The 23159-nt window shown below is 69.3% G+C and carries 25 protein-coding genes and 2 tRNA genes; 13 read left to right on the forward strand and 14 right to left on the reverse strand.

The features are described from left to right. Nucleotides 1-16 precede the first annotated feature (16 nt). Nucleotides 17-1330, forward strand: coding sequence for an HlyC/CorC family transporter (locus tag GY170_RS11235; protein ID WP_163893566.1), 1314 nt, complete (start codon nucleotides 17-19; stop codon nucleotides 1328-1330). A 37-nt stretch (nucleotides 1331-1367) separates the two neighbouring features. Here GY170_RS11235 and GY170_RS11240 read toward each other — a convergent pair whose 3' ends face one another. The 3 genes from GY170_RS11240 to rnd all read right to left on the reverse strand — a co-directional run bounded on the left by GY170_RS11240 (nucleotide 1368) and on the right by rnd (nucleotide 4935). Next, entirely contained in the window at nucleotides 1368-2501 is a 1134-nt protein-coding gene (locus GY170_RS11240) for a YaaC family protein (RefSeq protein ID WP_163893567.1), read from the reverse strand. Nucleotides 2502-2586: 85 nt separating this feature from the next. Further along, on the reverse strand, nucleotides 2587-3633 hold the full coding sequence (locus GY170_RS11245) for an AI-2E family transporter (RefSeq protein WP_163893570.1): 1047 nt from the start codon (nucleotides 3631-3633) through the stop codon (nucleotides 2587-2589). Between the two features lie 144 nt (nucleotides 3634-3777). Then, nucleotides 3778-4935 (reverse strand): ribonuclease D, encoded by a 1158-nt coding sequence (gene rnd / locus GY170_RS11250; RefSeq protein WP_163893572.1) that lies wholly within the window; start codon nucleotides 4933-4935, stop codon nucleotides 3778-3780. 174 nt (nucleotides 4936-5109) lie between these two features. On the opposite strand from rnd, the gene GY170_RS11255 reads away from it, so the two are divergent. Continuing rightward, nucleotides 5110-6102 (forward strand): Hint domain-containing protein, encoded by a 993-nt coding sequence (locus GY170_RS11255; protein WP_163893574.1) that lies wholly within the window; start codon nucleotides 5110-5112, stop codon nucleotides 6100-6102. Here the strand turns inward: GY170_RS11255 and purN are convergent. The 4 genes from purN to GY170_RS11275 are packed head-to-tail and all read right to left on the reverse strand — an operon-like array spanning nucleotide 6099 to nucleotide 8791. Then, nucleotides 6099-6710 (reverse strand): phosphoribosylglycinamide formyltransferase, encoded by a 612-nt coding sequence (gene purN / locus GY170_RS11260; RefSeq protein WP_163893576.1) that lies wholly within the window; start codon nucleotides 6708-6710, stop codon nucleotides 6099-6101. The genes GY170_RS11255 and purN overlap by 4 nt on opposite strands. Then, nucleotides 6707-7750 carry a phosphoribosylformylglycinamidine cyclo-ligase gene (gene purM / locus GY170_RS11265; protein WP_163893578.1) on the reverse strand — a complete coding sequence of 348 codons (1044 nt, stop codon included), beginning with the start codon at nucleotides 7748-7750 and terminating at the stop codon, nucleotides 6707-6709. Before purM ends, purN begins: the two co-directional genes overlap by 4 nt. A 10-nt stretch (nucleotides 7751-7760) precedes the next feature. Next, complete coding sequence (locus GY170_RS18610) at nucleotides 7761-8075, reverse strand: GSCFA domain-containing protein (protein WP_203531257.1); 315 nt, start codon at nucleotides 8073-8075, stop codon at nucleotides 7761-7763. Then, entirely contained in the window at nucleotides 8069-8791 is a 723-nt protein-coding gene (locus tag GY170_RS11275) for a GSCFA domain-containing protein (RefSeq protein ID WP_163893579.1), read from the reverse strand. The genes GY170_RS18610 and GY170_RS11275 overlap by 7 nt, the downstream gene beginning before the upstream one ends. Nucleotides 8792-8858: 67 nt before the next feature. Between GY170_RS11275 and GY170_RS11280 the strand changes: the two genes are divergently transcribed. Together GY170_RS11280 and GY170_RS11285 are read left to right on the forward strand one after the other, a co-directional pair. Beyond that, nucleotides 8859-8934 (forward strand) — tRNA-Ile (locus tag GY170_RS11280). A gap of 89 nt (nucleotides 8935-9023) precedes the next feature. Then, on the forward strand, nucleotides 9024-9269 hold the full coding sequence (locus tag GY170_RS11285) for a hypothetical protein (protein ID WP_163893581.1): 246 nt from the start codon (nucleotides 9024-9026) through the stop codon (nucleotides 9267-9269). A 25-nt stretch (nucleotides 9270-9294) separates the two neighbouring features. Here the strand turns inward: GY170_RS11285 and GY170_RS11290 are convergent, their stop codons facing one another. Further along, on the reverse strand, nucleotides 9295-9882 hold the full coding sequence (locus tag GY170_RS11290; RefSeq protein ID WP_163893860.1) for a lytic transglycosylase domain-containing protein: 588 nt from the start codon (nucleotides 9880-9882) through the stop codon (nucleotides 9295-9297). Nucleotides 9883-10088: 206 nt separating this feature from the next. Here GY170_RS11290 and ssb point away from each other — a divergent pair, with 206 nt between their 5' ends. After that, nucleotides 10089-10586: a single-stranded DNA-binding protein gene (ssb, locus tag GY170_RS11295; protein WP_163893583.1), complete on the forward strand. Its 498-nt coding sequence runs from the start codon at nucleotides 10089-10091 to the stop codon at nucleotides 10584-10586. A 493-nt stretch (nucleotides 10587-11079) separates the two neighbouring features. Here ssb and GY170_RS11300 read toward each other — a convergent pair whose 3' ends face one another. The 3 genes from GY170_RS11300 to bamE form a co-directional block, all read right to left on the reverse strand. After that, nucleotides 11080-12909 carry an ABC-F family ATP-binding cassette domain-containing protein gene (locus GY170_RS11300; RefSeq protein ID WP_163893585.1) on the reverse strand — a complete coding sequence of 610 codons (1830 nt, stop codon included), beginning with the start codon at nucleotides 12907-12909 and terminating at the stop codon, nucleotides 11080-11082. Nucleotides 12910-13055: 146 nt separating this feature from the next. Beyond that, nucleotides 13056-13778 (reverse strand): GNAT family N-acetyltransferase, encoded by a 723-nt coding sequence (locus tag GY170_RS11305; protein WP_163893587.1) that lies wholly within the window; start codon nucleotides 13776-13778, stop codon nucleotides 13056-13058. Between the two features lie 63 nt (nucleotides 13779-13841). Continuing rightward, nucleotides 13842-14300 (reverse strand): outer membrane protein assembly factor BamE domain-containing protein, encoded by a 459-nt coding sequence (gene bamE, locus GY170_RS11310; RefSeq protein WP_163893589.1) that lies wholly within the window; start codon nucleotides 14298-14300, stop codon nucleotides 13842-13844. 148 nt (nucleotides 14301-14448) lie between these two features. Here bamE and GY170_RS11315 point away from each other — a divergent pair, with 148 nt between their 5' ends. The 8 genes from GY170_RS11315 (at nucleotide 14449) to GY170_RS11350 (ending at nucleotide 20029) form a co-directional block, all read left to right on the forward strand. Continuing rightward, a complete protein-coding gene (locus GY170_RS11315; RefSeq protein ID WP_235924101.1) occupies nucleotides 14449-15030 on the forward strand; it encodes a YceD family protein in 582 nt (193 codons plus the stop codon). A 192-nt stretch (nucleotides 15031-15222) separates the two neighbouring features. Next, nucleotides 15223-15429, forward strand: coding sequence for a 50S ribosomal protein L32 (gene rpmF, locus GY170_RS11320; RefSeq protein ID WP_163893591.1), 207 nt, complete (start codon nucleotides 15223-15225; stop codon nucleotides 15427-15429). Between the two features lie 25 nt (nucleotides 15430-15454). Then, nucleotides 15455-16582 carry a phosphate acyltransferase PlsX gene (gene plsX, locus GY170_RS11325; protein ID WP_163893593.1) on the forward strand — a complete coding sequence of 376 codons (1128 nt, stop codon included), beginning with the start codon at nucleotides 15455-15457 and terminating at the stop codon, nucleotides 16580-16582. Continuing rightward, nucleotides 16579-17550 carry a beta-ketoacyl-ACP synthase III gene (locus GY170_RS11330; protein WP_163893595.1) on the forward strand — a complete coding sequence of 324 codons (972 nt, stop codon included), beginning with the start codon at nucleotides 16579-16581 and terminating at the stop codon, nucleotides 17548-17550. Before plsX ends, GY170_RS11330 begins: the two co-directional genes overlap by 4 nt. Before the next feature lie 93 nt (nucleotides 17551-17643). Continuing rightward, entirely contained in the window at nucleotides 17644-17946 is a 303-nt protein-coding gene (ihfA, locus tag GY170_RS11335; RefSeq protein ID WP_163893596.1) for an integration host factor subunit alpha, read from the forward strand. A gap of 17 nt (nucleotides 17947-17963) precedes the next feature. Next, nucleotides 17964-18749: a MerR family transcriptional regulator gene (locus GY170_RS11340; protein WP_163893598.1), complete on the forward strand. Its 786-nt coding sequence runs from the start codon at nucleotides 17964-17966 to the stop codon at nucleotides 18747-18749. Between the two features lie 69 nt (nucleotides 18750-18818). Continuing rightward, nucleotides 18819-18895, forward strand: a tRNA-Pro gene (locus GY170_RS11345). A gap of 48 nt (nucleotides 18896-18943) precedes the next feature. Continuing rightward, nucleotides 18944-20029 (forward strand): 2'-deoxycytidine 5'-triphosphate deaminase, encoded by a 1086-nt coding sequence (locus tag GY170_RS11350; protein WP_163893600.1) that lies wholly within the window; start codon nucleotides 18944-18946, stop codon nucleotides 20027-20029. Between the two features lie 96 nt (nucleotides 20030-20125). On the opposite strand, the gene GY170_RS11355 is transcribed toward GY170_RS11350, so the two are convergent. From GY170_RS11355 to GY170_RS11365, 3 genes are all read right to left on the reverse strand, one after another. Further along, nucleotides 20126-21586, reverse strand: coding sequence for a GGDEF domain-containing protein (locus tag GY170_RS11355; protein WP_163893602.1), 1461 nt, complete (start codon nucleotides 21584-21586; stop codon nucleotides 20126-20128). A gap of 129 nt (nucleotides 21587-21715) precedes the next feature. Then, nucleotides 21716-22369, reverse strand: coding sequence for an SMC-Scp complex subunit ScpB (gene scpB / locus GY170_RS11360; protein ID WP_163893604.1), 654 nt, complete (start codon nucleotides 22367-22369; stop codon nucleotides 21716-21718). Then, nucleotides 22362-23144: a segregation and condensation protein A gene (locus GY170_RS11365; protein WP_163893606.1), complete on the reverse strand. Its 783-nt coding sequence runs from the start codon at nucleotides 23142-23144 to the stop codon at nucleotides 22362-22364. Before GY170_RS11365 ends, scpB begins: the two co-directional genes overlap by 8 nt. Between the last annotated feature and the right edge of the window lie 15 nt (nucleotides 23145-23159).

The raw sequence follows: 23159 nt of genomic DNA on the forward strand, positions 1-23159 counted from the left end.
TCACACATCGGACGCCATGCCCGCTTCCCTCGATGCCGCCTTCTGGATCACCTCGGCCGCGATCCTCCTCCTCCTCGTCTGCTCGGGCTTCTTCTCCGGCTCCGAGACCGCGCTGACCGCCGCCTCCCGGGGCAAGCTGCGGGCCCTTGCCGACAAGGGCTCCAAGGGCGCCGACCAGGCGCTGAAGGTGACGGAGGACAGCGAGCGGCTCATCGGCTCCATCCTCCTTGGCAACAACGTGGTGAACATCCTCGCCACGTCGCTCGCCACGGCCATGCTCACCCGGGTGATGGCCGGCGGCGGTGTCGGCGTCGCCACGCTGATCATGACGCTGCTCGTGCTGATCTTCGCCGAGGTGCTGCCGAAGACCTACGCCATCACCAATGCCGAGAAGACGGCCTCGGTCGTCGCGCGGCCCATCGCCGTGCTGGTGTTCATCTTCTCCCCCATCGTCAGCATCATCCGCGCCATCGTGCGCGGTGTCCTGCGGCTCTTCGGCGTGCGCCCCGACCCGGGCGCCGCCGTCCTCGCCGTGCGGGAAGAAATCGCCGGCGCGCTGCACCTCGGCCATTCGGAGGGCGTGGTGGAGAAGGAGGACCGCGACCGCATCCTCGGCGCGCTCGACCTCGCCGACCGCACGGTGGAGGAGATCATGCGCCACCGCTCGGGCATCGAGACCATCGATGCCGACCTGCCCGTCTCCGAGATCCTCTCCGTCGTGCTGGAGAGCCGCCACACCCGCCTGCCGCTCTGGCGGGGCGAGCAGGAGAACATCGTCGGCGTCCTCCATGCCAAGGACCTGCTGCGCGCCATGCACCGGATGCTGGGCGACGGGCAGATCACCTCTGCCGAGATGACGGCCTTCGACATCATGGACGTGGCGATGGAGCCCTACTTCATCCCCGAATACACGACGCTCGACGACCAGATGCGCCAGTTCCTGCGCCGCCACACGCATTTCGCGCTGGTGGTGGACGAGTACGGCGCCCTGCAGGGGCTGATCACGCTGGAGGACATCCTGGAGGAGATCGTGGGCGAGATCGCCGACGAGTTCGACGAGCCGGAGGACAAGCCCGCCGCCGTCTCGGCCGACGGCTCCTACGAGGTGGACGGCGCGATGACCATCCGCGACCTCAACCGGATGTACGACTGGCAGCTGCCGGACGAAGAGGCCAACACGGTGGCCGGACTGGTGATCCACGAGGCCCAGATCATCCCCGCCGAGGGGCAGGTCTTCTCCTTCCACGGCTTCCGCTTCGAAGTGGTGGAGAAGGAGGAGAACCGGCTCAGCCGGTTGAAGGTGACGCCGTTGGAGGGGGTTGGGGAGTAGGGAGGATTTTGTGTCTTAGCGATTTACCCGAAGAACTTTATATTATGCTTGGCTGAGCAATATCCTGTCGAATAATCTCTGACGAGAGTAAATATAGGAACTGGGCAGGTTGCCCCGTCACAAAGTCTTGGAACCTCGAGCCGTACTTTCCTGCCAAAATATCATCGTAGTCTTGGGGCCTATATCGTGTAACCGACCCAAGATAGTAGGTTAGCGCGTAAACCGAGAGTAGTTGCGGAAGTAGCGAACCTCGCTCCGGTTGCGGGCATAAATACGCATAGTATCTACGATAGGGTGGAACAGTTGCGACCGTCGCCCAAAGATTTTCTCGAAGGCTGTGGGCTAACTCCTCAAGCGAGTCGGCAGGGTGGTTAGCTTGATACTTAGTTACCTCAATCTCTTCAAAACAAAGCAACTTGCGACCATCAATCGAAGCATCCGACTCCACCTCGTGGAAGTTATTCTCAAGACCTGAGTCGGACAGAAATCGTTTATGGCTTATGCTCAAGCGTGAAAGATCATCCGCGAACACATAGATTCGGAGCCATATTTCTTGGTCGCCTCGGTTCCGCCAGAACTGAATATCCTGGATGGAAATGAAACGCTCCTGCTTTTCACTTGCGTGGGCCCAAAGTCGATGGCCTGGCAGAACCTGCGGCAGAATCTCTGCGATACGCAGATCCTTTTGCGTTTGCACGCCGGATCCGGTCAGTACTTCTAGGATTTCAGAGAAGTTCTGAAGCTTCCCTCTGTTCGGCGAGGGAAAGACCGTCAAGAAGTCATCTTCGAATAAGCTTTGGGAACGCTCCCAAATTCCATGCTGCGCGTTATTGAAACTATCTTCATCACCCCAGCTTAAGCAAAGCACCTTTGCGAGGTTCATGTAGCAGTAATACAGAGCAAGTGGCCGTGCAGCTTCAATGCCGGGTTCTGTTCCGACTTTGTAGAAATCGTGCGCCTGCCTGAGGCACGCCAGAGCTTCGAGCTTTTTAGAACCTTGAGTCCAATCATTGACTGATTTTTCGATTATGCCCCATGGCTCAAGTGCGAAGAGCTTAGTCTGAATCTTCGCGTGAGCCCTTAAACGCCGCGTAGGCCAAAAAGAAAACTCAGTAGGACGACCCTTGGTTTGCAGCCTTTCACCGTCGTATGGTTGCGGTAATCTTGGCATCCGACGAATCCTAAGCGCTGATTACCTAGATGATTGCTTGCAACCGGTCTTTGGTCAATTGCGCATGGCCAATTGGGGGTAACCCTCAAACCCGCCCACTCCCCGACAGCAGTACCGCGATCGGCCGGGTCTGGCGGATCTCCGCCAGCACCAGCACCAGGCTGGCCGTCATCGGAACCGCCAGCACGGCCCCGGGGAGGCCCCAGAGGGTGCTCCAGACCGCCAGCGCCAGAAGCACCACGAGGGGGGAGAGGTTGAAGGCGCGGCCCATCATCCGGGGCTCCAACCAGAAGCCGACGAGCAGCTGCGCCGCCGTCAGCGTCACCGCCAGCGCGATGGAGACGCCGAGGTTGCCGTATTGCGCGAGGCTCAGCACCACCGGGAAGATCACCCCCACCAGCGAGCCGATATAGGGCACGTAGTTGAGGAAGGCGATCAGCACCGCCCAGAAGAGCGCGAACTCGATCCCGAAGAGCAGGAGCAGCGCGAAGGAGAGAAGGCCGAGGATGACGTTCAGCGTCGTCTTCACCAGAAGGTAGCCGCCGATCCGCTCGTTGATCCGCTCCAGCAGGGTCAGCGTCTTCGCCCCCTCCTCCGCGCTGCCGCGCGCCATCACCACCTTCTGCGCCAGCCCCGTCCGCTCGGCCATGAAGAAGCCGGCATAGAGCACCATGAGGAAGAGGAACGTCCCCAGCCCCCGCAGCGACAAGAGCGCCGGCGTGATGAGCGAGCTCAGCTCGATCCGGTCGATGGTGGCGCGGCGCACGTTCTCCCACGTCGGCTCGTCCTCGATCCCCATGAGGCTGGCGGTCTGCGTCACCAGCGCCTCGAGGTTCGCCTCATACCGCGGCAGGGCGCCGGCGACCTGAGCGAGGTTGTTGATGATGAGGATGAAGAACAGCGCCACCGCCAGCGTGAACCCGGCGAGCACCAGGAGGTGATGCCCCCAGGGCGGCAGGCGGCGCAGCACCGGCAGGCGGGACATAGCCCGCGCCGCGGCAAGCAGGATGTAGACGGAGATGAGGGCGGCGATGATCGGCAGAAGCACCGGCCGCCCGACCCAGAGCAGCCAGCCGATCATCAGCGTCATGGCCGTGCCATAGGTGAGATTGCGCAGGTTGGGCTCTGACATGGCGCCGCGGGATATCCTGTTGAACACGCTCATGGGGGAGATGATGCCACCCGGCATCGCCACCGGCCACGCCCCTGCCGGAATTTCTGTGCCCGCGGCCGGCCCTGCCCGCCCGCGCGGCCCGGTTTTTCGGCAGCGACGGGGCTAGAGCCGCACGACGACGACCTGCCGCCCCTTGGCCGCCAGCGCCACCTCGCCGGCGCAGAGGCTCAGCGCCTCCTCCCCGAAGACCTCGCTGCGCCAGCCTGTGAGGCAGGGCAGATCACGGTCTCCGGCCGCCAGCGCGTCGAGCTCGGCCGAGTTGGCGATGAGCTTCTGCGCGACGTCCGACGCCTCGGCGCGGGCCTTGAGCAGCACGCGGAGGAGATCGGCGAGCGCCGGGTTCACCTGCCGCTGCTCGCGGGTCTTGTCGACGCGAGGCAGGTCCTCGGCCGGGCACTCCACCCCGCGGGTCACGGCGGCGAGGATGCCGTCGGCGATCTCGCCGCGCCGCGCCTCGCGCAGCAGCAGGCGCGAGCGGGAGAGATCCTTCTCGCTCCGCGGCTTGGTGGAGGCGAGCTCCACCAGCGCGTCGTCCTTGAAGACGCGGCTGCGCGGCACGTCCCGCTCCTGCGCGTAGGATTCGCGAAAGGCGGCCAGCTCCCGCACGATGGCGAGGAACTTGGGGCTGGTGGTGCGGGTCTTCACCCGCACCCAGGCCTCGTGAGGCTCCGTCCGGTAGGTGGCGGGATCGGTGAGAACGGCCATCTCCTCCTCAACCCAGGCCTTGCGGCCGGTCTTCTCCAGCCGCTCGGCGAGGCTCTCGTAGACGACGCGCAGGTGCGTGACATCGGCCAGCGCGTAGCGCTGCTGCGCCTCCGTCAGCGGGCGGCGCGACCAGTCGGTGAAGCGGGAGGATTTGTCGATCTCCGCCTTTGCGATCTTGCGCACCAGCGTCTCGTAGCCCACCTGCTCGCCGAAGCCGCAGACCATGGCGGCGACCTGCGTGTCGAAGAGCGGTGTCGGGATGATGCCGGCGGCGACGGAGAAGATCTCCAGATCCTGCCGGGCGGCGTGGAAGACCTTCACCACGCTCTCGTCGCGGAAGAGCTCGTAGACCGGCTCGAGGCTCAGCCCCTCGACCAGCGGGTCGACGAGCACGGCGCCCTCGTCCCCCTCGCCGGGATGGGCGAGCTGGAGAAGGCAGAGCTTGGAGTAATAGGTCCGCTCGCGCAGGAACTCCGTGTCGACGGTGACATAAGGGTGGGCGGCGGCGGCGGTGCAGAATTCCGCCAGATCCGCGGTGGTGGTGATAACGCGCATTCGGGTCCTGCCTTTGCTTGCCCAACGGCTTAGGCGAATTGCGGCGCATTGAAAAGCGCCGGGCGCCAACGCCTTGCCTCACAAACGCCAAGACTTCCCTTCCTGCGGCCACAATGCTTCTGAAATCATTCGCCACTAAAGGGCGGCCGGCCCGATGAGCGAGGATTGACAGACATGACGAGCAAGACGCTCTACCTGACCGGCAATCAGATCGGCACCTATGACAGCCTGAGCTCCGGCGGCAACGGCGACGACATGGCGGTCACGCTGAACGGCACCCGGCCGCTCGGCGGCGCAGAGGATGTGTATCGGCTGGAGATCATCCAGGTCGGCGAGGGCGTGGATGACTTCAGCAACGGGCAGTTCGTCTCGATCTACCCCTATCCGGAGAGTGACCCGCCGGCGGAGCCCATCGTCACCCGGCTCAACCCGCAGCATGACATGTTTCAGGGCCGCGCCTCCTCGGAAGAGCACCAGATCTTCACCTCGCCCGAGAACTACGTGATCGACCTCAACGGGGTCTCGTCCGGCTCGATGCAATACAGGCCCGGCCTTGAGCCGCCGCGCGCCGAGCAACTGCCCTTCTCCGGCCTGCCCTCGCAACCGCCGAGCGTGCCCTGCTTCGCCGCCGGCACCCTGATCGCGGCGGAGGGCGGCCTTCGCCCGGTGGAAGAGATCGCGGCGGGCGACCGGGTGATGACCCGCGATGCCGGCCTGCAGAGCGTGCGCTGGGCCGGGCAGGCCCGCCTGCCGGGCCGGGGCGCGCTGGCGCCGGTGGAGATTGCCGCTGGCGCACTGGGCAATACCCGAAGCTTGCGCGTCTCGCAGCAGCACCGGCTGCTGGTGACGGGCTGGCGGGCCGAGCTGCTCTTCGGCCAGCCGGAGGTGCTGGTGGCGGCGCGGCATCTGGTGAATGACCGGACGATCCGCATCTGCCCCTGCGACGAGATCACCTACGTGCATCTCGCGCTCGACAGCCACGCCGTGCTTGAGGCGGAAGGGCTGGGGGCGGAGAGCCTGTATCTCGGCCCCGGCGCCCTCGCCTCGATGCCGCATGCGGCCCGCGCGGAATTGCTGGCGATCTTCCCCGGGCTGGAGGAGGAGGGCCCCATGCCGCTGGCCCGCCCGGGCCTGCGCGGCTGGGAAGGCGCGCTCCTCGCCCCCTAGAGGCTGTGCGTCTCTTCCTCGCTCAGCAGAAGCGGGCTGCGCTGGCCGCTGACAAAGCGGCGCAGAACGGCCGGGTAGAGCCGGTGCTCCAGCGGCAGCACGCGGGCGGCGAGGCTGCCCGCGCTGTCCTCGGGGAGGATCGGCAGCCGCGCCTGGCCGAGGATGGGTCCGCCGTCGAGCTCCGCCGTGACCTCATGCACCGTGCAGCCATGCTCGGCATCGCCGGCGGCGAGGGCGCGGGCGTGGGTGTCGAGGCCCCGGTGCTTCGGCAGCAGCGAGGGGTGGATGTTGAGCATCCGCCCGCGCCAAGCATCGATGAAGGCCGGCGTCAGCACCCGCATGAAACCGGCGAGGCAGATGACATCGGGCTCCGCCGCCTCCAGCCGCTCGGTCAGCGCCGCCTCGAAGGCGGCGCGGTCACCAAGGAAGGGGCGGTGGTCGATGACGGCGGTGCGGATGCCTCGCGCCTCGGCCTTGGCGAGCCCGCCCGCCTCCGGCCGATTGGAGAGCACCATGACGGGGCGGGCGGGGTGGTCGCCGGTCATCGAGTCGGCCAGCGCCACCATGTTGGAGCCCGAGCCGGAGATGAGGATGGCGACCCGCCTCATGGGGCGAGCGAGCCGACGTAGCGCACGCCCTCGCCGGCGGTGACGCGGCCGAGGCGGTGGACGGCCTCCCCGGCTTCGGTGAGCGTCGCGGTGACGGCCTCGGCGGTCTCTTCGGCGACGACGACGACCATGCCGATGCCGCTGTTGAAGCTGCGCAGCATCTCCGCCTCCGCCACGCCGCCCTGCTCCATCAGCCAGGCGAAGACAGGCGGCAGGCGCCACGAGGCGAGGTCGATCTCGGCGCCGAAGCCGGGGGTGACGCGGGGCAGGTTCTCCGTCAGCCCGCCGCCGGTGATATGGGCGAAGGCATGGACGCCGCCAGCCTTCAGGGCCGCCAGCGCCGGCTTCACGTAAAGGCGCGTCGGCGTCAGCAGCGCCTCGCCGAGCGGGGCATCGGCGAAGGGCGCCGGGGCGTCCCAGCCGAGGCCCGTCTGCTCGACGATGCGGCGCACCAGCGAGTAGCCGTTGGAATGGACGCCATCAGAGGCGAGGCCGAGCAGCACGTCGCCCTCCGCCACGCCCTCGGGCAGACCCCTGCCCCGCTCCATCGCGCCGACGGCGAAGCCGGCGAGGTCGAAGTCGCCGCCCTGGTACATGCCCGGCATCTCGGCCGTCTCGCCGCCGATCAGCGCGCAGCCGGAGGCCTTGCAGCCCGCCGCGATGCCCTCGACGATGCGGGCGGCGCGCTCCACCTCCAGCTTGCCGGTGGCGAAGTAGTCGAGGAAGAACAGGGGCTCGGCGCCCTGACAGACGAGATCGTTGACGCACATGGCGACGAGATCGATGCCGATGCCGTCCACCAGCCCCGTCTCGATGGCGATCTTGAGCTTGGTGCCCACGCCATCCGTCGCCGCGACCAGCACCGGGTCGTCATAGCCGGCGGCCTTGAGATCGAAAAGCGCCCCGAAGCCGCCGAGCCCGGCCATCACGCCTGGGCGGTCGGTGGCCTTGGCGGCGGGCTTGATCCGCTCCACCAGCGCGTTGCCGGCATCGATATCCACACCCGCGTCGCGGTAGGACAGGCCGTTGCTGCGGTCCATCAGGCGCCCCCTAGTTCTTTGGGGCCGCGCCTACCCGATCCGGCGCCGCCGCGCAATCGGCGGGGCCCTGCCGATAGGCCGCCAGCATGCGGCCCACGTTGAGTTCCACGATCTCCGCCGTGGGGTGGATGCGATCCGGCCCGTAGGCGCGGGAGCGGTCGGTCAGCGTCACCGACTCGTAGCTGGGGAAGTAGTCGACGAACGCCAGCCGCTCGCGCGCCATCTCCGCCGCCACCCGCAGGAGCGACTTGGAGTAGCTGTTCGCCTCCAGCACGTCCTGCCCGGTGAAGCTGCGCACCATAGGCACGGGCGAGACGGTCAGCACCGTCCGCTGCCCCTTCGGCCCCGCGCGCCATGGATGAGGCGCAGGACCGCCTCCACCTGCGCGATCACCTCCGTCGGGGCGGGGCGGAAGAAGGTGAAGCGGCCGGGATGGGCGGCGACGAGCGGCGGCGGCGGCGCGATGGTCAGCACCCGGCCCGTCTCCTCGTCGAGCCAGCTCTCGATGAGGCCGAGCGTGACGATGGCGACGCGGCAGGAGCGCAGGGCATGGGCGAAGAGGGCGGAGATCTCCGCCCGCCGCGCCATCGCCCGCGCCTGAGAGACAGGGTAGCTGGCGTTCAGCGACAGGTCGATCCAGCCCTCGCCATGGGGCACGACGAACTCCTGCCCGCTGTCGCCGCCGTCGAGCGCCATGGTCAGCTCCTCCAGCATCGAGGCGGGAGTGTACTTGTTGAGCAGCCCCGCCGGCTGGCGGGCGGCGCCGAAGCGGGCCTGCTCCTCGGCCGGCAGTGCGAAGGAGAGCATGGGAGCCGGCTGCCCCGCCTCGGCCAGCGTCGCCTCGATATGCCGCGCGAAGCAGGAGCCGATGGCGAAGACCGGCTCATCCGGCGCGATGTGGAAGCTCGGGATGAAGACGGGCCGGCAATCGGGCGCCAGACGATCCTCTGCCGATGCCGGGGCGGGCCATCTGCTCTGCGGGCGGCCCCGGGCGAGGCGCAGGGCGTCGGGGGCGCTCATCGACAGGCGGGTCGGACTCATCATGCTCCTTCTGGCGCCGTGGCGCCGCTTGACCGCTCCCGCGCCGCTCCGTAGGCAAGGGCGGCGGGGGCCCGTAGCTCAATGGTTAGAGCAGACCGCTCATAACGGTTTGGTTGGGGGTTCGAGTCCCTCCGGGCCTACCACGCGCATCATAGAACCTGACCTAGGGTCATGTCTGCACCCGATGCAAGTTGCCATAGGGTCAGTTTCGCCTCGCGCCGCCGGAGGGCACATGACAGACCAGCCCCCCATGCGCACCTATGCCGACAGTGCCGGGACCTCCGGCATCGAGGCCTATGCCGTGGGCCCGGACCATATCGACATCGCCTTCCGGAGCGGCGGCACCTACCGCTACTCGCTGGACTCGGTGGGGGAGGAGCGGCTGGCGACGATGATCGAACTGGCCGAAGCCGGGAGCGGCCTCAACACCTACATCAACCAGCATGTGCGGGAGGATTACGAGGCGCGGCTGTCTTGAGAGCGCCCCTGAAGCAGTCCGCGGCTCAGGAGCCGAGGATCGCCACCACGTAGCCCTGCGTCTCCGCGTAGGGCGGGATGTCGCCGTAGCGCGCCACCGCCTCCGGCCCGGCATTGTAGGCGGCCAGAGCCAGCCGCCATGTGCCGAAGCGCTCGTATTGCCGGCGCAGGTAGCGGGCGCCGCCCTCGAGGTTCTCCGCCGGGTCCGCCGCGTCGACGCCGAGGAGGCGCGCGGTGTCGGGCATCAGCTGGGCGAGGCCCATGGCCCCCTTCACCGACAGCGCCCCGGCGTTCCACCCGCTCTCCTGCTGGACGAGCCGCAGGAACATGTCGGAGGGGATGCCGTGCCGCTGGGCGGCGGCGCGGGCGAGCGCGAGGTAGGGGCCGTTGTAGCTGCCGACGAAGGCGGGCGCGGCGGCCTCCTCGGCGATCTCCGGGCGGATCGGCTGCAGCCGCGTCGAGTCGCGGTACTGGTCCGCCGCGCGGCCATCGAGGACGGAGAGCTGGCTGGCCAGCAGATCGGCCCGCGACATGGTGGAGAGCGTTTCCGCCCCCGCAGGTCCCCCGGCAAGGAACGTCAGGGCAAGGGCGGCGGGCGCCAAAAGGCGTGTCATCGTCATCACGGCTCTGTCTGTAGCAGCCGCCGGGCCCTTCGCCAATTGGATTCAACTTTCTCGTTCCGCCCCGCCCCGCGGCGCCGGCGGCGTCCCGCCGAAGGGCGTTCGGGCGGCCCTCCCCCGAATTGGCCCTTTCCGCTGCCCCGCCTTTTTGCTGTAAGGTGCCCGAGACCGCGACCCGTAACAGCGACAAGGGGAGAGACATGGCCGGCAGCGTGAACAAGGTGATCCTCATCGGCAATCTCGGCCGCGACCCGGAGGCGCGGACCTTCCAGAACGGCGGCAAGGTCGTGAACCTGCGCATCGCCACCTCGGAGACCTGGAAGGACCGCAACACCGGCGAGCGCCGCGAGCGGACGGAGTGGCACTCCGTCGCCATCTTCTCCGAACCGCTGGCGCGGGTGGCGGAGCAGTACCTCAAGAAGGGCTCGAAGGTGTACATCGAGGGCCAGCTCGAGACGCGCAAATGGCAGGACCAGTCCGGCCAGGACCGCTACTCGACCGAGGTCGTCCTGCGCCCCTTCCGCAGCGAGCTGACGATGCTCGACGGCCGCGGCGAAGGCGGCGGCGGTGGCGGCCCCAGCTATGACGACCGTGGCGGCTCCGGCGGCAACTACGGTGGCAGCAGCGGTGGCGGCGGCGGCAGCGCCCAGAACTCCGGCGGCTACGGCAACGACATGGACGACGAGATCCCGTTCTGAGGGAGACGCGGGGCGCCACGGGCGCCCCGTTTCGTTTCTGGCGGGAGGGCCCGTAGGCCGGGCCTCAGCCCGGCTCTTTGGGCGCCACGGCGGAAACGAATCCTGCAGAGGGCCTGTGACGTCCGTGCTGAGCTGAAGCCCGGCCTATACCGTCGACTTCTGCTTCATCCTCAAAAACCCTGGCGCATCGCCGGCCAGAGGCCCCGAGGGCGACCGGCCCGCAGGCGCAGGGCGAGCCTGCCCGTGAGGTTGGCGCCTGCTCCATCTCCGCTGAAGCGCTTTATGCCAGCCAAGCCCCTCCCCGCACGCCGCTCGCCACCAAGCTCAGCCAAAGCGCCAGCCCGCCGGGACGGGCAGGCGCTTGCCCTGCGCCCTTGGCGCGTACCGGGCGGGGAGCAGCGGCACTGGTGCACGAAGGTGGGTTACAAACCCACCCCACGGATCGCACGCACCATAGGGTGGGTTTTCAACCCACCTTCCTCCACGCAAGGCCCTACCCTTCCGCCTTCTCCGCCAGCTCCAGCCATTCCTCCTCGGCGGAGGCCAGCGCCTCCTGCCGGGCGGTGAGCGCTTCGGTCGCCTTGCGGAACTTCACCGGCTCGCGGCTGAAGAGCTCCGGATCGGCCATCAGCGCCTCCAGCTTGGCGATCTCCGCCGTCAGCCGGTCGATCTCCGCCGGCAGGGCCTCCAGCCGGTGCTTCTCGGTGAAGGAGAGGCCATTCTTCTTCTCCGCCGGTGCCGCCGCAGCCGCAGCCGCCTTCGCGCCCTTGTTCCCCGTCGGCCCCGCCGCCTTCGCATCGCCCGCCCCGCCGGCCATCGGCGCGCCGCCCTGGGCGGCGATGTCGCTCCAGCCACCGGCGTAGAGCGTCGCCTTGCCGCCCTCCAGCGTCAGCGTCATGCTCGCGACCCGGTCGATAAAATCCCGGTCGTGGCTGACGAGGATCACGGTGCCCGGGTAGTCGCCCAGCACCTCCTGCAAAAGGTCCAGCGTCTCGATGTCGAGGTCGTTGGTCGGCTCGTCCAGCACCAGCACGTTCGATTCGCGCGCCATGATCCGCGCCAGCAGCAGCCGCGCCTTCTCCCCGCCCGAGAGCGAGCCCACCGGCGCACGCGCCTGCGCCTCATCGAAGAGGAAGTCCTTGAGATAGCTCACCACGTGCCGCGGCTGCCCCCGCACCATCACCTGGTCAGAGCGGCCGGAGACGCGCGACTCGCCGGTCGTCATCGCATCCCAGAGCGTCTCCTCGGGCTTCAGCGCCGCCCGGGCCTGATCGAAATGCGCCATCTCTAGGTTGGTGCCGTAGCGGATGCTCCCCTCGTCGGGCGCCTCCTCTCCCAAGAGCACCTTGAGCAGCGTCGTCTTGCCGGCCCCGTTCGGCCCGACCACCGCGAGGCAGTCGCCCCGCTGCAGCGTCAGGTCCAGCCCCTGGAAGAGCTGCCGCCCGCCATAGGCCTTCGCCAGCCCCTTCGCCTCGATGACCTTCTTGCCGGAGGTCCGCCCCTCGCTCAGCTCCATCGCCGCGGTGCCCTGCCGGCGGATCATGCCGGCCCGCTCGGCCCGCAGATCCCCCAGCGCCCGCACCCGGCCCATGTTGCGCTTGCGCCGGGCGGAGATGCCCTCGACGGCCCAGCGGGCCTCTTCCTTGATCTTCCGGTCGAGCTTGTGACGGGCGAGGTCCTCCTCCTCCCAGGCCTTCTCGCGCCACGCCTCGAAGCCGCCGAAGCCCGCCTCCTGCCGGCGCAGCACGCCGCGGTCGAGCCAGAGCGTCGCGCGGGTCAGCGCCGTCAGGAAGGCCCGGTCGTGCGAGATGAGGACGAAGGCGGCCCTGGTCGCCTTCAGCTCGTCCTCCAGCCAGCGGATGGCGTTGATGTCCAGGTGGTTGGTCGGCTCGTCGAGCAGCATCAGCTCCGGCTCCGACGCGAGCAGCTTGGCGAGCGCCGCCCGCCGCCGCTCGCCGCCCGAGGCGGCGGAGACGGGGCGATCGAGGTCGAAATCCAGCCCCTCAGCCACCTGCTCCACCTTGTAGCGCTCCGCCTCCTCGACGTCGCTCGCGGCGAAATCGCCGAGCGTCGCGAAGCCCTCCATCTGCGGGTCCTGCTCGAGATAGGCGACGGAGGTGCCGGGGCCGAGCGAGCGGGCGCCGCGGTCGGGCTCGATCCGCCCGGCCATGAGCTTCATCAGCGTCGACTTGCCGGAGCCGTTGCGCCCGACCAGAGCCACCCGGTCGCCCTCCTGCACGACGGCGGAGAGCCCGTCGAAGATCGGCTCGCCGCCGAAGGTGAGGGAGACATCGGTGAGTTGCAGAAGGGGTGCGCGTGCCATGCCCGGCAGCTAGCCCGCCCCCCTCGCCCCCGCAAGGCCCCCCTCTCTGCCCGCCCCTGTTTCATCTGGCCATAAATACCTTCGGCGGTCGCCATTGGCGGCGCCATAGGCCCCGATGGCGCGGGCAGCGCCCCTAGGCTCTCCCCTTATCCCGCCACCGCCCGCAGCGCCTTCACCCTTGCCGGCGGGATCGCCCCGATCTCCACCCCGGTGAAGACGTGCAGCGTGTCCATCTCGTGATCCACCACCGCGTGGTCGCTCACCCACCCGCCCATGGCGAGGTAGCTCTTCAGGAGCGGCGGCATCCGGCGCAGGCCCTGCCTGCGGTCCGGCTCCCTCCGCCGCAGCGTCTCGGCAAAGCGGAAGACATGCGGCGCCTTCACCCCCGGCCCCCAGCGGCGCGGGGCGAGGTGGCGCTCCCCCAGCATGGCGAAGGCGTCGAGATAGGCGCTCGAATCGGTGCCGGGGAAGGAGGAGCAGCCGAAGAGCATCTCGGCCCCCTCCGCCTCGACGATCCGCGTCACCGCGCCCCAGGCGATGCGCAGCACGTCGGGGTGGCCGGCCTCGGGGTGCACGCAGAAGCGCCCGACCTCCACCATCGGCCGGTCGAAGCCCGCGAGGGCGGAGAGGTCGTAGGAGCGGGCGGCGTAGCTGCGCCCGATCTGCCGGCCGTCCGGCAGAAGCAGCAGGCGGCAGCCGGCGACGAGCCTCTCGCCGCGCAGATCCTCCACCATCAGGTGGCGGCAGGCGGCATCGAAGGCGGCGTCATCCTCCTGCGCCCGAAAGCACAGGCTGCGCAGGCGCCGGCAGGCGTCGAGGTCGGCGGCGCTCTCCGCCAGCCGCGCCCGGTACCGGCCCCTGACCAACATCTCGTGATTCTCCCGCCGCCTCGCCGCCGAAGATAGGGCTCCGGCGGCACTGCGGTGCAGGATTTATTCCGATCCGACGAAGTCGCTGGCCTCGAAGCGGCCGATCCCGCCCACCAGCTGGGCGAGGAAGGAGACGTCGGAGAGGTTGTCGTCCGTCACCCGGCGCTCCAGCTCGACGACGCGGCCATCCTCCAGCGCCAGAAGCTCGATGTTGCGCAGGATGCCGGCGGAATCGAAATCCAGCACCAGCACCTGCCGCTGCACCTCCTCGGGCTCCAGCAGGCCGTAATGGCGGAAGCGGGAGGCGACGTAGTAATAGCTCTGCCCGCGGATCACGCCGCCCGTGGTGGGCGTGCCGACGCGCTCGGCGATCGTCTCCATCGTGTCCTGCCCGACGGCCAGGCTGGCCCGCGCCTGCGTGCTCGGGATGTAGCCGTGATCGCGGAACTGCGCCACGCAGGCGGACAGAAGACCCGCCGCCGCCAGCGCCACAGCGCTCTTCCACATCCCTGCCAAGCGCATGCTGTTCCCTCGCCTCAGGCCCCGGGCGAGCCGATCCGGCCCGCTTGCCGCCCCGCGCGCGATGGCCTAGGGCTTCCAAGAAGGGGGCTTACAACAGCGGGCGGCCCCTCTTCAAGAAGCGGTCCCGCCGCCTTGCCGCGAGGCCGCCTTGCCCGCCGCAGATACTGGAGCCTGGAAAGGACGCGCCCTGCCCTTCCTGAACCGCAGAATCGAGCAGCTCACCGGCCCCGCCGCCGGCCGCACCCCCCGCCCCGTCGAGCTGGTGGCCGAGCCGGCGGAACTCGCCGCGCTGGCCGAGGGGCTCGGCATCCTCGGCATCCGCAAGCTGCGCTTCACCGGCACGCTCAGCCCCACCGGCCAGCAGGACTGGCGGCTGGACGGCACGCTCGGCGCCACCGTCGTGCAGGAATGCGTGGCGACGATGGCCCCGGTGACCACCCGCATCGATGAGCCCGTCGCCCGCCGCTACATGGCCGACCTGCCGCCCCCGCCCCCCGGCGAGGTGGAGATGCCGCAGGACGAGACGATCGATCCCCTGCCCCAGCGGTTGAACCTCTCCGAGGTGGTGGAGGAGGCGCTCTCCCTCGCCCTGCCGCCCTGGCCCCGCGCCGACAGCGTCCCCCCGGTGGAGCTGCATGCCGGCGAGGGAGAGGACCCCGGCGAGGAGGAGCGGGAGAATCCCTTCGCCGCCCTTCAGTCCCTTCGCGACCGGATGGACGGCGAGAGCTGAGACGCGCCCGCAAGGGAGCGGCGAAGCGTCTCCCCTGCGACCGCTACCCCTTGCGTCTTTCGCCATCGCGGCTATTGTGCGCGCTCTTTCGGACAAGCGGCTCGACAAGGCGCGACTCGGCGGCTATGAGGCGCCGCACCGAACAAATACGGAATTTCTCGGGCCACGGCCCGCACGATCAGAGGTTGAGACATGGCCGTCCCACAGAATAAAGTTTCCAAGTCGCGCCGCGACATGCGCCGGTCGCACCACGCCCTCTCCGGTGCGAACCCGAACGAATGCCCGAACTGCGGCGAGCTGAAACGCCCCCACCACGTCTGCCCGTCCTGTGGCCACTATGCCGACCGTGAGGTCGTCGCCGCGGGCACCGAGATCGATCTCGACGACGACGCGGCCTGAGCCGCGCGTCCCCGGACAGATCCGCATGACGACCCAGAGCCCGGAGAGCTCCATGACGGCGCCTCCGGGCTCTGTTGTCCTCTCGGTGGATGCCATGGGCTCCGACGCCGGCCCCTCCATGGTGGTGGCCGGGCTCGCCAAGTTCCTCAAGGCAGACCCTGAGGTCCGCGTGCTCCTGCACGGGCCGAAGGCGGAGCTCACGCCCCTCCTCGCCCGTCGCAGGCTCGAGGGGCAAGTGACCCTCGTCGATGCCTCCGGCGTCGTCTCCATGCACGACAAGCCGAGCCAGGTGATGCGCCGCGGCAAGGGCACCTCAATGTGGTCCGCCCTCGATTCGGTGCGCGAGCGTGAGGCCGCCGTCTGCGTTTCCTGCGGCAATACTGGCGCGCTGATGGCGCTGGCCATGCTCCGCCTGCGCAAGGTGGAGGGGGTGAACCGCCCCGCCATCGCCGGGCTCTGGCCGTCGCGCAATCCCTCCGGCTACAACATCCTGCTCGACGCCGGCGCCGATATCCGCGCCGATCAGGATGACCTGCTCACCTATGCGCTCATGGGCACCTCCTATGCCCGCAACGGCCTCGGCATCGAGCGCCCGCGCGTCGGCCTGCTCAATGTCGGCGTCGAGGAGCACAAGGGCCGGGCGGAGCTGAAGGTCGCCCACGAGCTGATCTCCCGCGCCGCCCCGCGGGCGGAGTTCGAGTTCGTCGGCTTCGTCGAGGGTTCCGAGATGGCCTCCGAGCGCGTCGACGTCATCGTCACCGACGGCTTCACCGGCAACGTCGCGCTGAAAACGGGCGAAGGCACCGCACAGCTCCTCGGGGGCTTCATGCGCGAGGCCTTCATGAAGACGCCGCTGTCGCGCATCGCCTCGCTCCTCGCCTATACCTCCATCCGCCGCCTCCGGCAGCGGATGGACCCGCGCCGCGCCAATGGCGGCGTGTTCCTTGGCCTCAACGGAACGGTGGTGAAGAGCCACGGCTCCGCCGATGCCACCGCCATGGCGGCAGCGCTGCACCTCGCCGCCAAGCTCGCCCGCTCCGGCTTCGCCGACCGGCTGGCGGCGCGGGTTGCAAGTGCGGCGGCCCTGGCTCAGGATGCCGGGGAGGCAGAAGCGGCGCCGGACGAGCCCGCAACGAGCAAGGCAGACACATGACCGTCAGGGCAGTGGTGAGGGGCGTCGGGCATTACCTGCCCGAGCGGGTGGTGCCCAATGCCGAGTTCGAGAAGTCCCTCGACACCTCCGATGAATGGATTCGCAGCCGCTCCGGCATCGAGCGGCGCCATTTCGCCGCCGAGGGCGAGACGACCTCCTCGATGGCCACCGCCGCGGCTGAAAAGGCGCTCTCCGCCGCCGGGCTGACCGGGGCGGACATCGACGCGCTGATCCTCGCCACATCCACCGCCGATTTCACCTTCCCCTCCGCCGCCTCGATGGTTCAGGCGAACCTCGGCATGAAGGGCGGCTTCGCCTTCGACGTGCAGGCCGTCTGCGCCGGCTTCGTCTATGCCCTCTCCCAGGCCAACGCGCTGATCATCTCCGGCCAGGCCAGCCGGGTCCTGGTGATCGGCTCGGAGACCTTCTCCAAACTCATGGACTGGACGGACCGCTCCACCTGCGTGCTCTTCGGCGATGGCGCCGGCGCCTTGGTGCTTGAGGCGCAGGAGGGTGAGGGCGCCCCCTCCGACCGCGGCATCCTCGCGACCGATCTGCATTCCGACGGCAGCTACCGCGAGCTCCTCTACGTCGACGGCGGCGTCTCCACCGGCACGACCGGCCACCTGCGGATGCAGGGGCGCGAGGTCTTCCGCCACGCGGTGGAAAAGCTCGCCGCCACGGCCCATGCCGCGCTCGGCAAGGCCGGGCTCGGCGCCGACGACGTCGACTGGATCGTTCCCCACCAGGCCAACCTGCGCATCATCAGCGCCACCGCGCAGAAGATGGGCCTGTCCATGGACAAGGTGGTGGTGACCGTGCAGGACCACGGCAATACCTCCGCTGCCTCCATACCCCTCGCCCTTTCCGTCGGCGTCGAGCGCGGGCAGATCGCCGAGGGCGATGTCTGCGTGACAGAGGCGATCGGCGGCGGGCTGGCCTGGGGCGCGGTCGTCCTGCGCTGGTAGCGGCGAATCCCGCCTGCAAGGGGCGAGCCGCAAGCCATTGTATTGACTTTCTTTCATCCCGCACTCACTCTCCGGTGAAAACGGGGGAGTGATATGTCTGGTAAGACACTGACGCGGATGGATCTTGCCGAAGCCGTCCACAACGAGGTTGGCCTGTCCCGCAACGAGAGCGCGCAGATGGTCGAGACCGTTCTCGGCCACATCTCCGACGCGCTCGTTGAGGGCGAAAGCGTCAAGATTTCCTCTTTCGGCACCTTCTCGGTGCGCGACAAGGCGGCCCGCGTCGGCCGCAACCCCAAGACGGGGGAAGAGGTGCCGATTCACCCGCGGCGTGTGCTCACCTTCCGGGCGTCGCACCTGATGAAGGACCGGGTTGCCGACGGCAATCGCGGCTAGGGTCGTCAGGGGGCGGCATGGCAAAGTCGAAGGACGCCTTCCGCACCATCAGCGAGGTGGCAGACTGGCTGGAAACGCCGGCCCACGTGCTGCGATTCTGGGAGTCCAAGTTCACGCAGGTCCGCCCGGTCAAGCGCGCCGGCGGCCGCCGCTACTACCGGCCGGACGACATGGCCCTGCTTGGCGGCATCAAGGCGCTGCTCCACAACGAGGGCATGACGATCAAGGGCGTGCAGAAGCTGCTGCGCGAACGCGGCGTCGCCCACGTTGCCGCCCTCGCCCCGCCTCACCCCGGCGACGACGACATGGTGGACGTGCAGGCGCCCCGCCCCGACCTCAGGCTGGTGCATGACGAGACGGCCGAGGAGGCTCCTGCCCCCGAGGCGGAGATCGACGACGCCGAGCTTGTCCCGGAGATCGAGGCGGAGCTGCCCCCGGAGCCGGGCCCCGTTGCCGAAGAGGAACCGCCGGCAGACGAGCCCCCGGAGGAGCCCGCGTTCCAGCACCGCGCGGACCCTCTCCCGGAGGAGCCGCCCGTCGCCGAGGCCCCTCCCCCCGAGCCCCTTCCCGACCCCGCGCCTGAGCCGCCGCCCCCCGCCCCGCCGGAGGCGGAGCCGGAGCCGCAGCCCGTGGAGCCGCCCCCGGCCCTCGCACCCGTCACGCCCCTGCCCCGCCGGCAGGAGCATGTGCTGGGACGTCTCGCCCGCCTCACCGCCGCTCAGCTCGGCCCGCACAGGGGCGCGCTCGGCTCGCTCGCCGAGCGGCTGGCCACGCATCGCGAGGCGCTGGCACACGGCGGATGATCGGGCGGAAAATCGGGTGTGGTTTCGGCTTGCGTGGGGGCGGTTACTTGGTCATAAGGCCCCCGGTGTCGGGCTATAGCGCAGCCTGGTAGCGCGTCCGTCTGGGGGACGGAAGGTCGCAGGTTCAAGTCCTGCTAGCCCGACCAATCACCGCTCCGCCCTTGCTATCGGGGCTCCGGCCCGAGGAGGTTTGGATGAGCGGCGTTTTGCCCTGCCAGCACATCGAGGCGATGCTCGCCCGCGGCGAGATCGCCGCCGGCCGGCCCGTCCTTCCCGAACAGGTTCAACCCGCCAGCCTCGATCTGCGTTTGGGCACGAAAGCCTGGCGCCTGCGCGCCTCCTTCCTGCCCGGCGAGGGCCGGCGGGTTGAGGATCGGCTCGCGGACCTCGCCATGCACGAGATCGATCTGCGCCCCGGCGCCGTGCTGGAGAAGGGCTGCGTCTATCTCGTCCCGCTGATGGAGCGGCTGGCCCTGCCGGAGGGCATCTCCGCCGTCGCCAACGCCAAGAGCTCCACCGGCCGGCTCGACCTGCTCACCCGGGCGATCATCGATGGCGGGGCGGAATTCGACCGGATTCCAGCGGGTTATGATGGCCCGCTTTACGCAGAGATCTGCCCGCGCAGCTTCTCCGTCCTCGTGCGGCCGGGGATGCGGCTCAGCCAGATCCGCTTCCGCGAGGGCGAGGCGCGCCTGAGCGATGGCGAGCTGCGGGCGCTCCATGACCAGACGCCACTGGTGGACGGCGCGCCGCATATCGACGAGGGGCTCGGCTTCTCCGTCGATCTGCGCGGCAAGCTGGCCGGCTGGCGGGCCAAGCCGCATTCCGGCGTCATCGACCTCGACCGCATCGCCCACTACCCGCCGGAGGCGTTCTGGGAGCCGATCCGCCCCGAGCGGGAAGGCGCGCATGGCGCCGTCATCCTCGATCCCGGCGCCTTCTACATCCTCGTCAGCCGCGAGGCGGTGACGATCCCACCCAGCCACGCGGCGGAGATGGCGCCCTACCTCGCCATGGTCGGCGAGTTCCGCGTCCACTACGCCGGCTTCTTCGACCCGGGCTTCGGCCATTCGGAGGCCGGCGGCGCCGGCAGCCGCGGCGTGCTGGAGGTGCGCTGCCACGAGGCCCCCTTCGTGCTGGAGCATGGGCAAATCGTGGGGCGGCTGGTCTACGAGCGGATGGCAGCGCCGCCGGACCGCCTCTACGGGCGGGAGATCGCGTCGAACTACCAGGGCCAGGGCCTGCGGCTCGCCAAGCATTTCGCCGCGCCGGAGCTTTAGGGCCCAGGGCTCTTCGGCCCTGTCCACGCGCCGCCTGACCGACCGGTCTCGCCGGCCCCGCCCGCCGGAGCGAGGGCCACCTCCCCTGCCGCGGCCTCAGGCCGGCACCGTATCCGCAGGCTCCTCGGCGACGTTGGCCGGCACCTCGCCGCCAAGTCCCTCCTCCTGCACCGGCGCGGGCTCCACCCGGTTGCGACCGCCGTCCTTGGCCTTGTAGAGCGCTGTGTCGGCCCGGGCGAGCAGCTCGGTGAGCGACGTCGTCTCGCCGGTCATCTCGGCGCAGCCGAGCGAGGCGGTGACGGCGCTGCCGCAGGGCAGGAAGATCGACGTCTCCAGCGATTGCCGCAGTCGCTCCGCCGTGGCGAGGGCGCCGGCCAGCGCTGTCTCGGGGAGGATGAGCAGGAACTCCTCCCCGCCCCAGCGGGAGATGACGCTCGACGGGCGCAGGATCGACTGGAAGAGCTGCGCGACGTCGGCAAGGACCTCGTCACCCACATGATGGCCATGCGCGTCGTTCACGCACTTGAAGCCGTCGATGTCGATCATCACCACGCTCAGCGGGCGCGCATGCCGCTGGGCGGCGCGGAAGGTCGCCTCCGCGAAAGACTGCGCGGTGCGGCGGTTGGCGAGGCCGGTCAGCTCGTCGGTGGAGGAGAGCTGCTCCAGCCTCAGCAGGTGGCGCTGACGTTCCGCCTCCGCCGCCGCCAGCCGGCCGAAGGTGGAGCCGATGCCCAGCATTGCGGCCACGATCATCGCCGTCGCCACCAGCGGCCCCGGCTCCAGCCAGTCGGATGGCTTGATCCAGAGGACCAGCACCGCCAGCCCCCAGAGCCCGGCGAGCGAGAAGATCAGCTGCCGGCGCAGGATCAGCCCGGTCTCACCCTGCGAGCGCAGCAGGCGAATCATCGTGGGGCAGCCCTGCCGGCAGAGCGCCGCGATGGTCAGCAGCGCGGCGGCGGCGATGGTGGCGGGGGTCGTGTGCCCCAGCGACGGGACACCTTGGGCATATCCGACCAGCAGGCAGGTGATGAGCGACGCAGCACCAAGGGCGAAGCTGAGGCCGAAGGCCGAGCGGCGGCGATCCATGAGAGACATGGCCGTCAGCCCGAGCAGCAGCAGGGCGGGCGGCCCCGTCGCGGTGACATCCGGCACCTTGGCCCCCGCCCCGGCCGGCGCCGGCCAGAGGTGGCCGAGCAGCTCCATGGGATCGGTCAGGGGCGGGTAGAACAGGCCGAGGGCGCGCCACAGCAGAAGCGCGGTCACCGCGAGCGCAATCGCGCTGCGCAGGTGATACCCCTCCCCCAGGCGGCGGGGCAGAACCATGGCAAGGGCAAGGGCCGCGGCGCAAAGCATCGTGAAGGGGTGGGGCCCGCCTTCGGTGCCGAGCCCGGGCAGCGACAGATCGACGGCGTAGCCGACCAGCGAGAGGGCGGCGACCGCCAGCCCCATCGTTGCGAAATCGGGCCCAAGTCGCTCCAGCCCACGTGAGATGCGCAGGGCGCGCCGGACTTCACTGATCCCCCGGGTCGATCGCCGCCATGCCATCTTTTCGAGCATTCTGCCCTCCCTCTCGCGCCAACCGGCGCTCTATGGCGAGCATCGTGGACATGGCTTTCTTAAGAAAACGTCACCTGGCTCCTGAAATGACGGCGCTTCTTTCCGGACGATCCTCTGATTCCCGGGCCTTTAACTTTCGGGCCCGTCCTCGGCCTCCTCGCCGAACATGTCGCCCTGGCTGTCATCGGCCTGCGGCCCCTCCTCCGCCTCCGTCCCGGGCGGCGGGCGATTCTCCAGCAGGCCGGCGGCGCGCAGCTCCCGCAGGCCGGGCAGGTCGCGCGGCGTCTCGAGGCCGAAGTGATCGAGGAAGGCCGGCGTCACCACGAAGGTGACTGGCCGGCCGGGGGTCATCTTGCGGCGGCCGAGGCGGATCCAGTCGAGCTCCAGAAGCTGGTCGATCGTCCCGCGGGAGACGGAGACACCGCGGATCTCCTCGATCTCCGCCCGCGTCACCGGCTGGTGGTAGGCGATGATGGCCAGCGTCTCGATGGCGGCGCGGGAGAGCTTCTTCTGCTCCACCACCTCCTCGCGCATCAGGAAGCCGAGGTCGGGCGCCGTGCGGATCGCCCAGGCCTCTCCGACGCGCACCACCTGCACGCCGCGCCCCTCGTAGCGGCGGCGCAGGTGCTGGACAGCCTCCGCCGGCTCGGAGCCGTGGGGCATCCGCCCGATCATCTGCTGGATCGTGAGCGGCTCGGCGGAGGCGAAGAGCATCGCCTCCACCATCCGCTCCTGCTCGCCCATGGGCGGCGCCTCGAAGAGGCTCTGCTCGCGCTCAGCCATCGCGGCCGCTCTTGCCGCGCACCTCGATGGGGGCGAAGGTCTCGCCCTGCCGCAGCTCCGCGCGGCCCTCCTTCACCAGCTCCAGCATCGCCGCGAAGGTGGCGGCGGTGGCGGAGCGGCGCTTCTTCGGCTCCTCCGCCCATCCGGCGGGGAGGAAGCGGGAGATGTCGGACCAGCTGTGCTGGGCGCCGATGATGGGGCGCAGGTCGGCCAGCGCCTCCTCCATCGTGTAGATCGACTCGCGGTCGAGCACGAAGGGGCGGAACTCGCCCTTCGTCTGCAGCCGTGCATAGGCCTGCATGAGGTCGAGGAGGCTTGCCGTCCAGGTGATGCGGCGCACGCGGGTGACGTCCGCCGTGATGCCGCGGGCAAAGAACTCGCGGCCCCGCCGGTCGCGGGCCATGAGGTCCGCCGCGCGCTCGCGCATTGCCGCCAGCCGTTCCAGCTGGAAGGCGAGGTGCGCCGCCAGCTCCTCGCCCGAGGGCCCCTCCTCCGCCGGGTCGGGCGGCAGCAGAAGGCGGGATTTCAGGAAGGCCAGCCACGCCGCCATGACGAGGTAATCTGCCGCCAGCTCGATCCTGAGCGCCTTGGCCTCCTCAACGAAGGCGAGGTACTGCTCGGCGAGGGCAAGGATGGAGATCTGCCGCAGGTCGACCTTCTGGGTGCGCGAGAGCATGAGGAGCACGTCGAGCGGCCCCTCGTATCCCTCGACATCGACGATGAGCGCCTCGGCCGCGCGCCGCGCCTCGATGGATGTGACGTTGCTCTCTTCCATCCTACTCCAGACGAG

Source organism: Pseudoroseicyclus tamaricis (assembly GCF_012070395.1).
GTDB classification, from domain to species: Bacteria; Pseudomonadota; Alphaproteobacteria; order Rhodobacterales; family Rhodobacteraceae; genus Pseudoroseicyclus_A; species Pseudoroseicyclus_A tamaricis.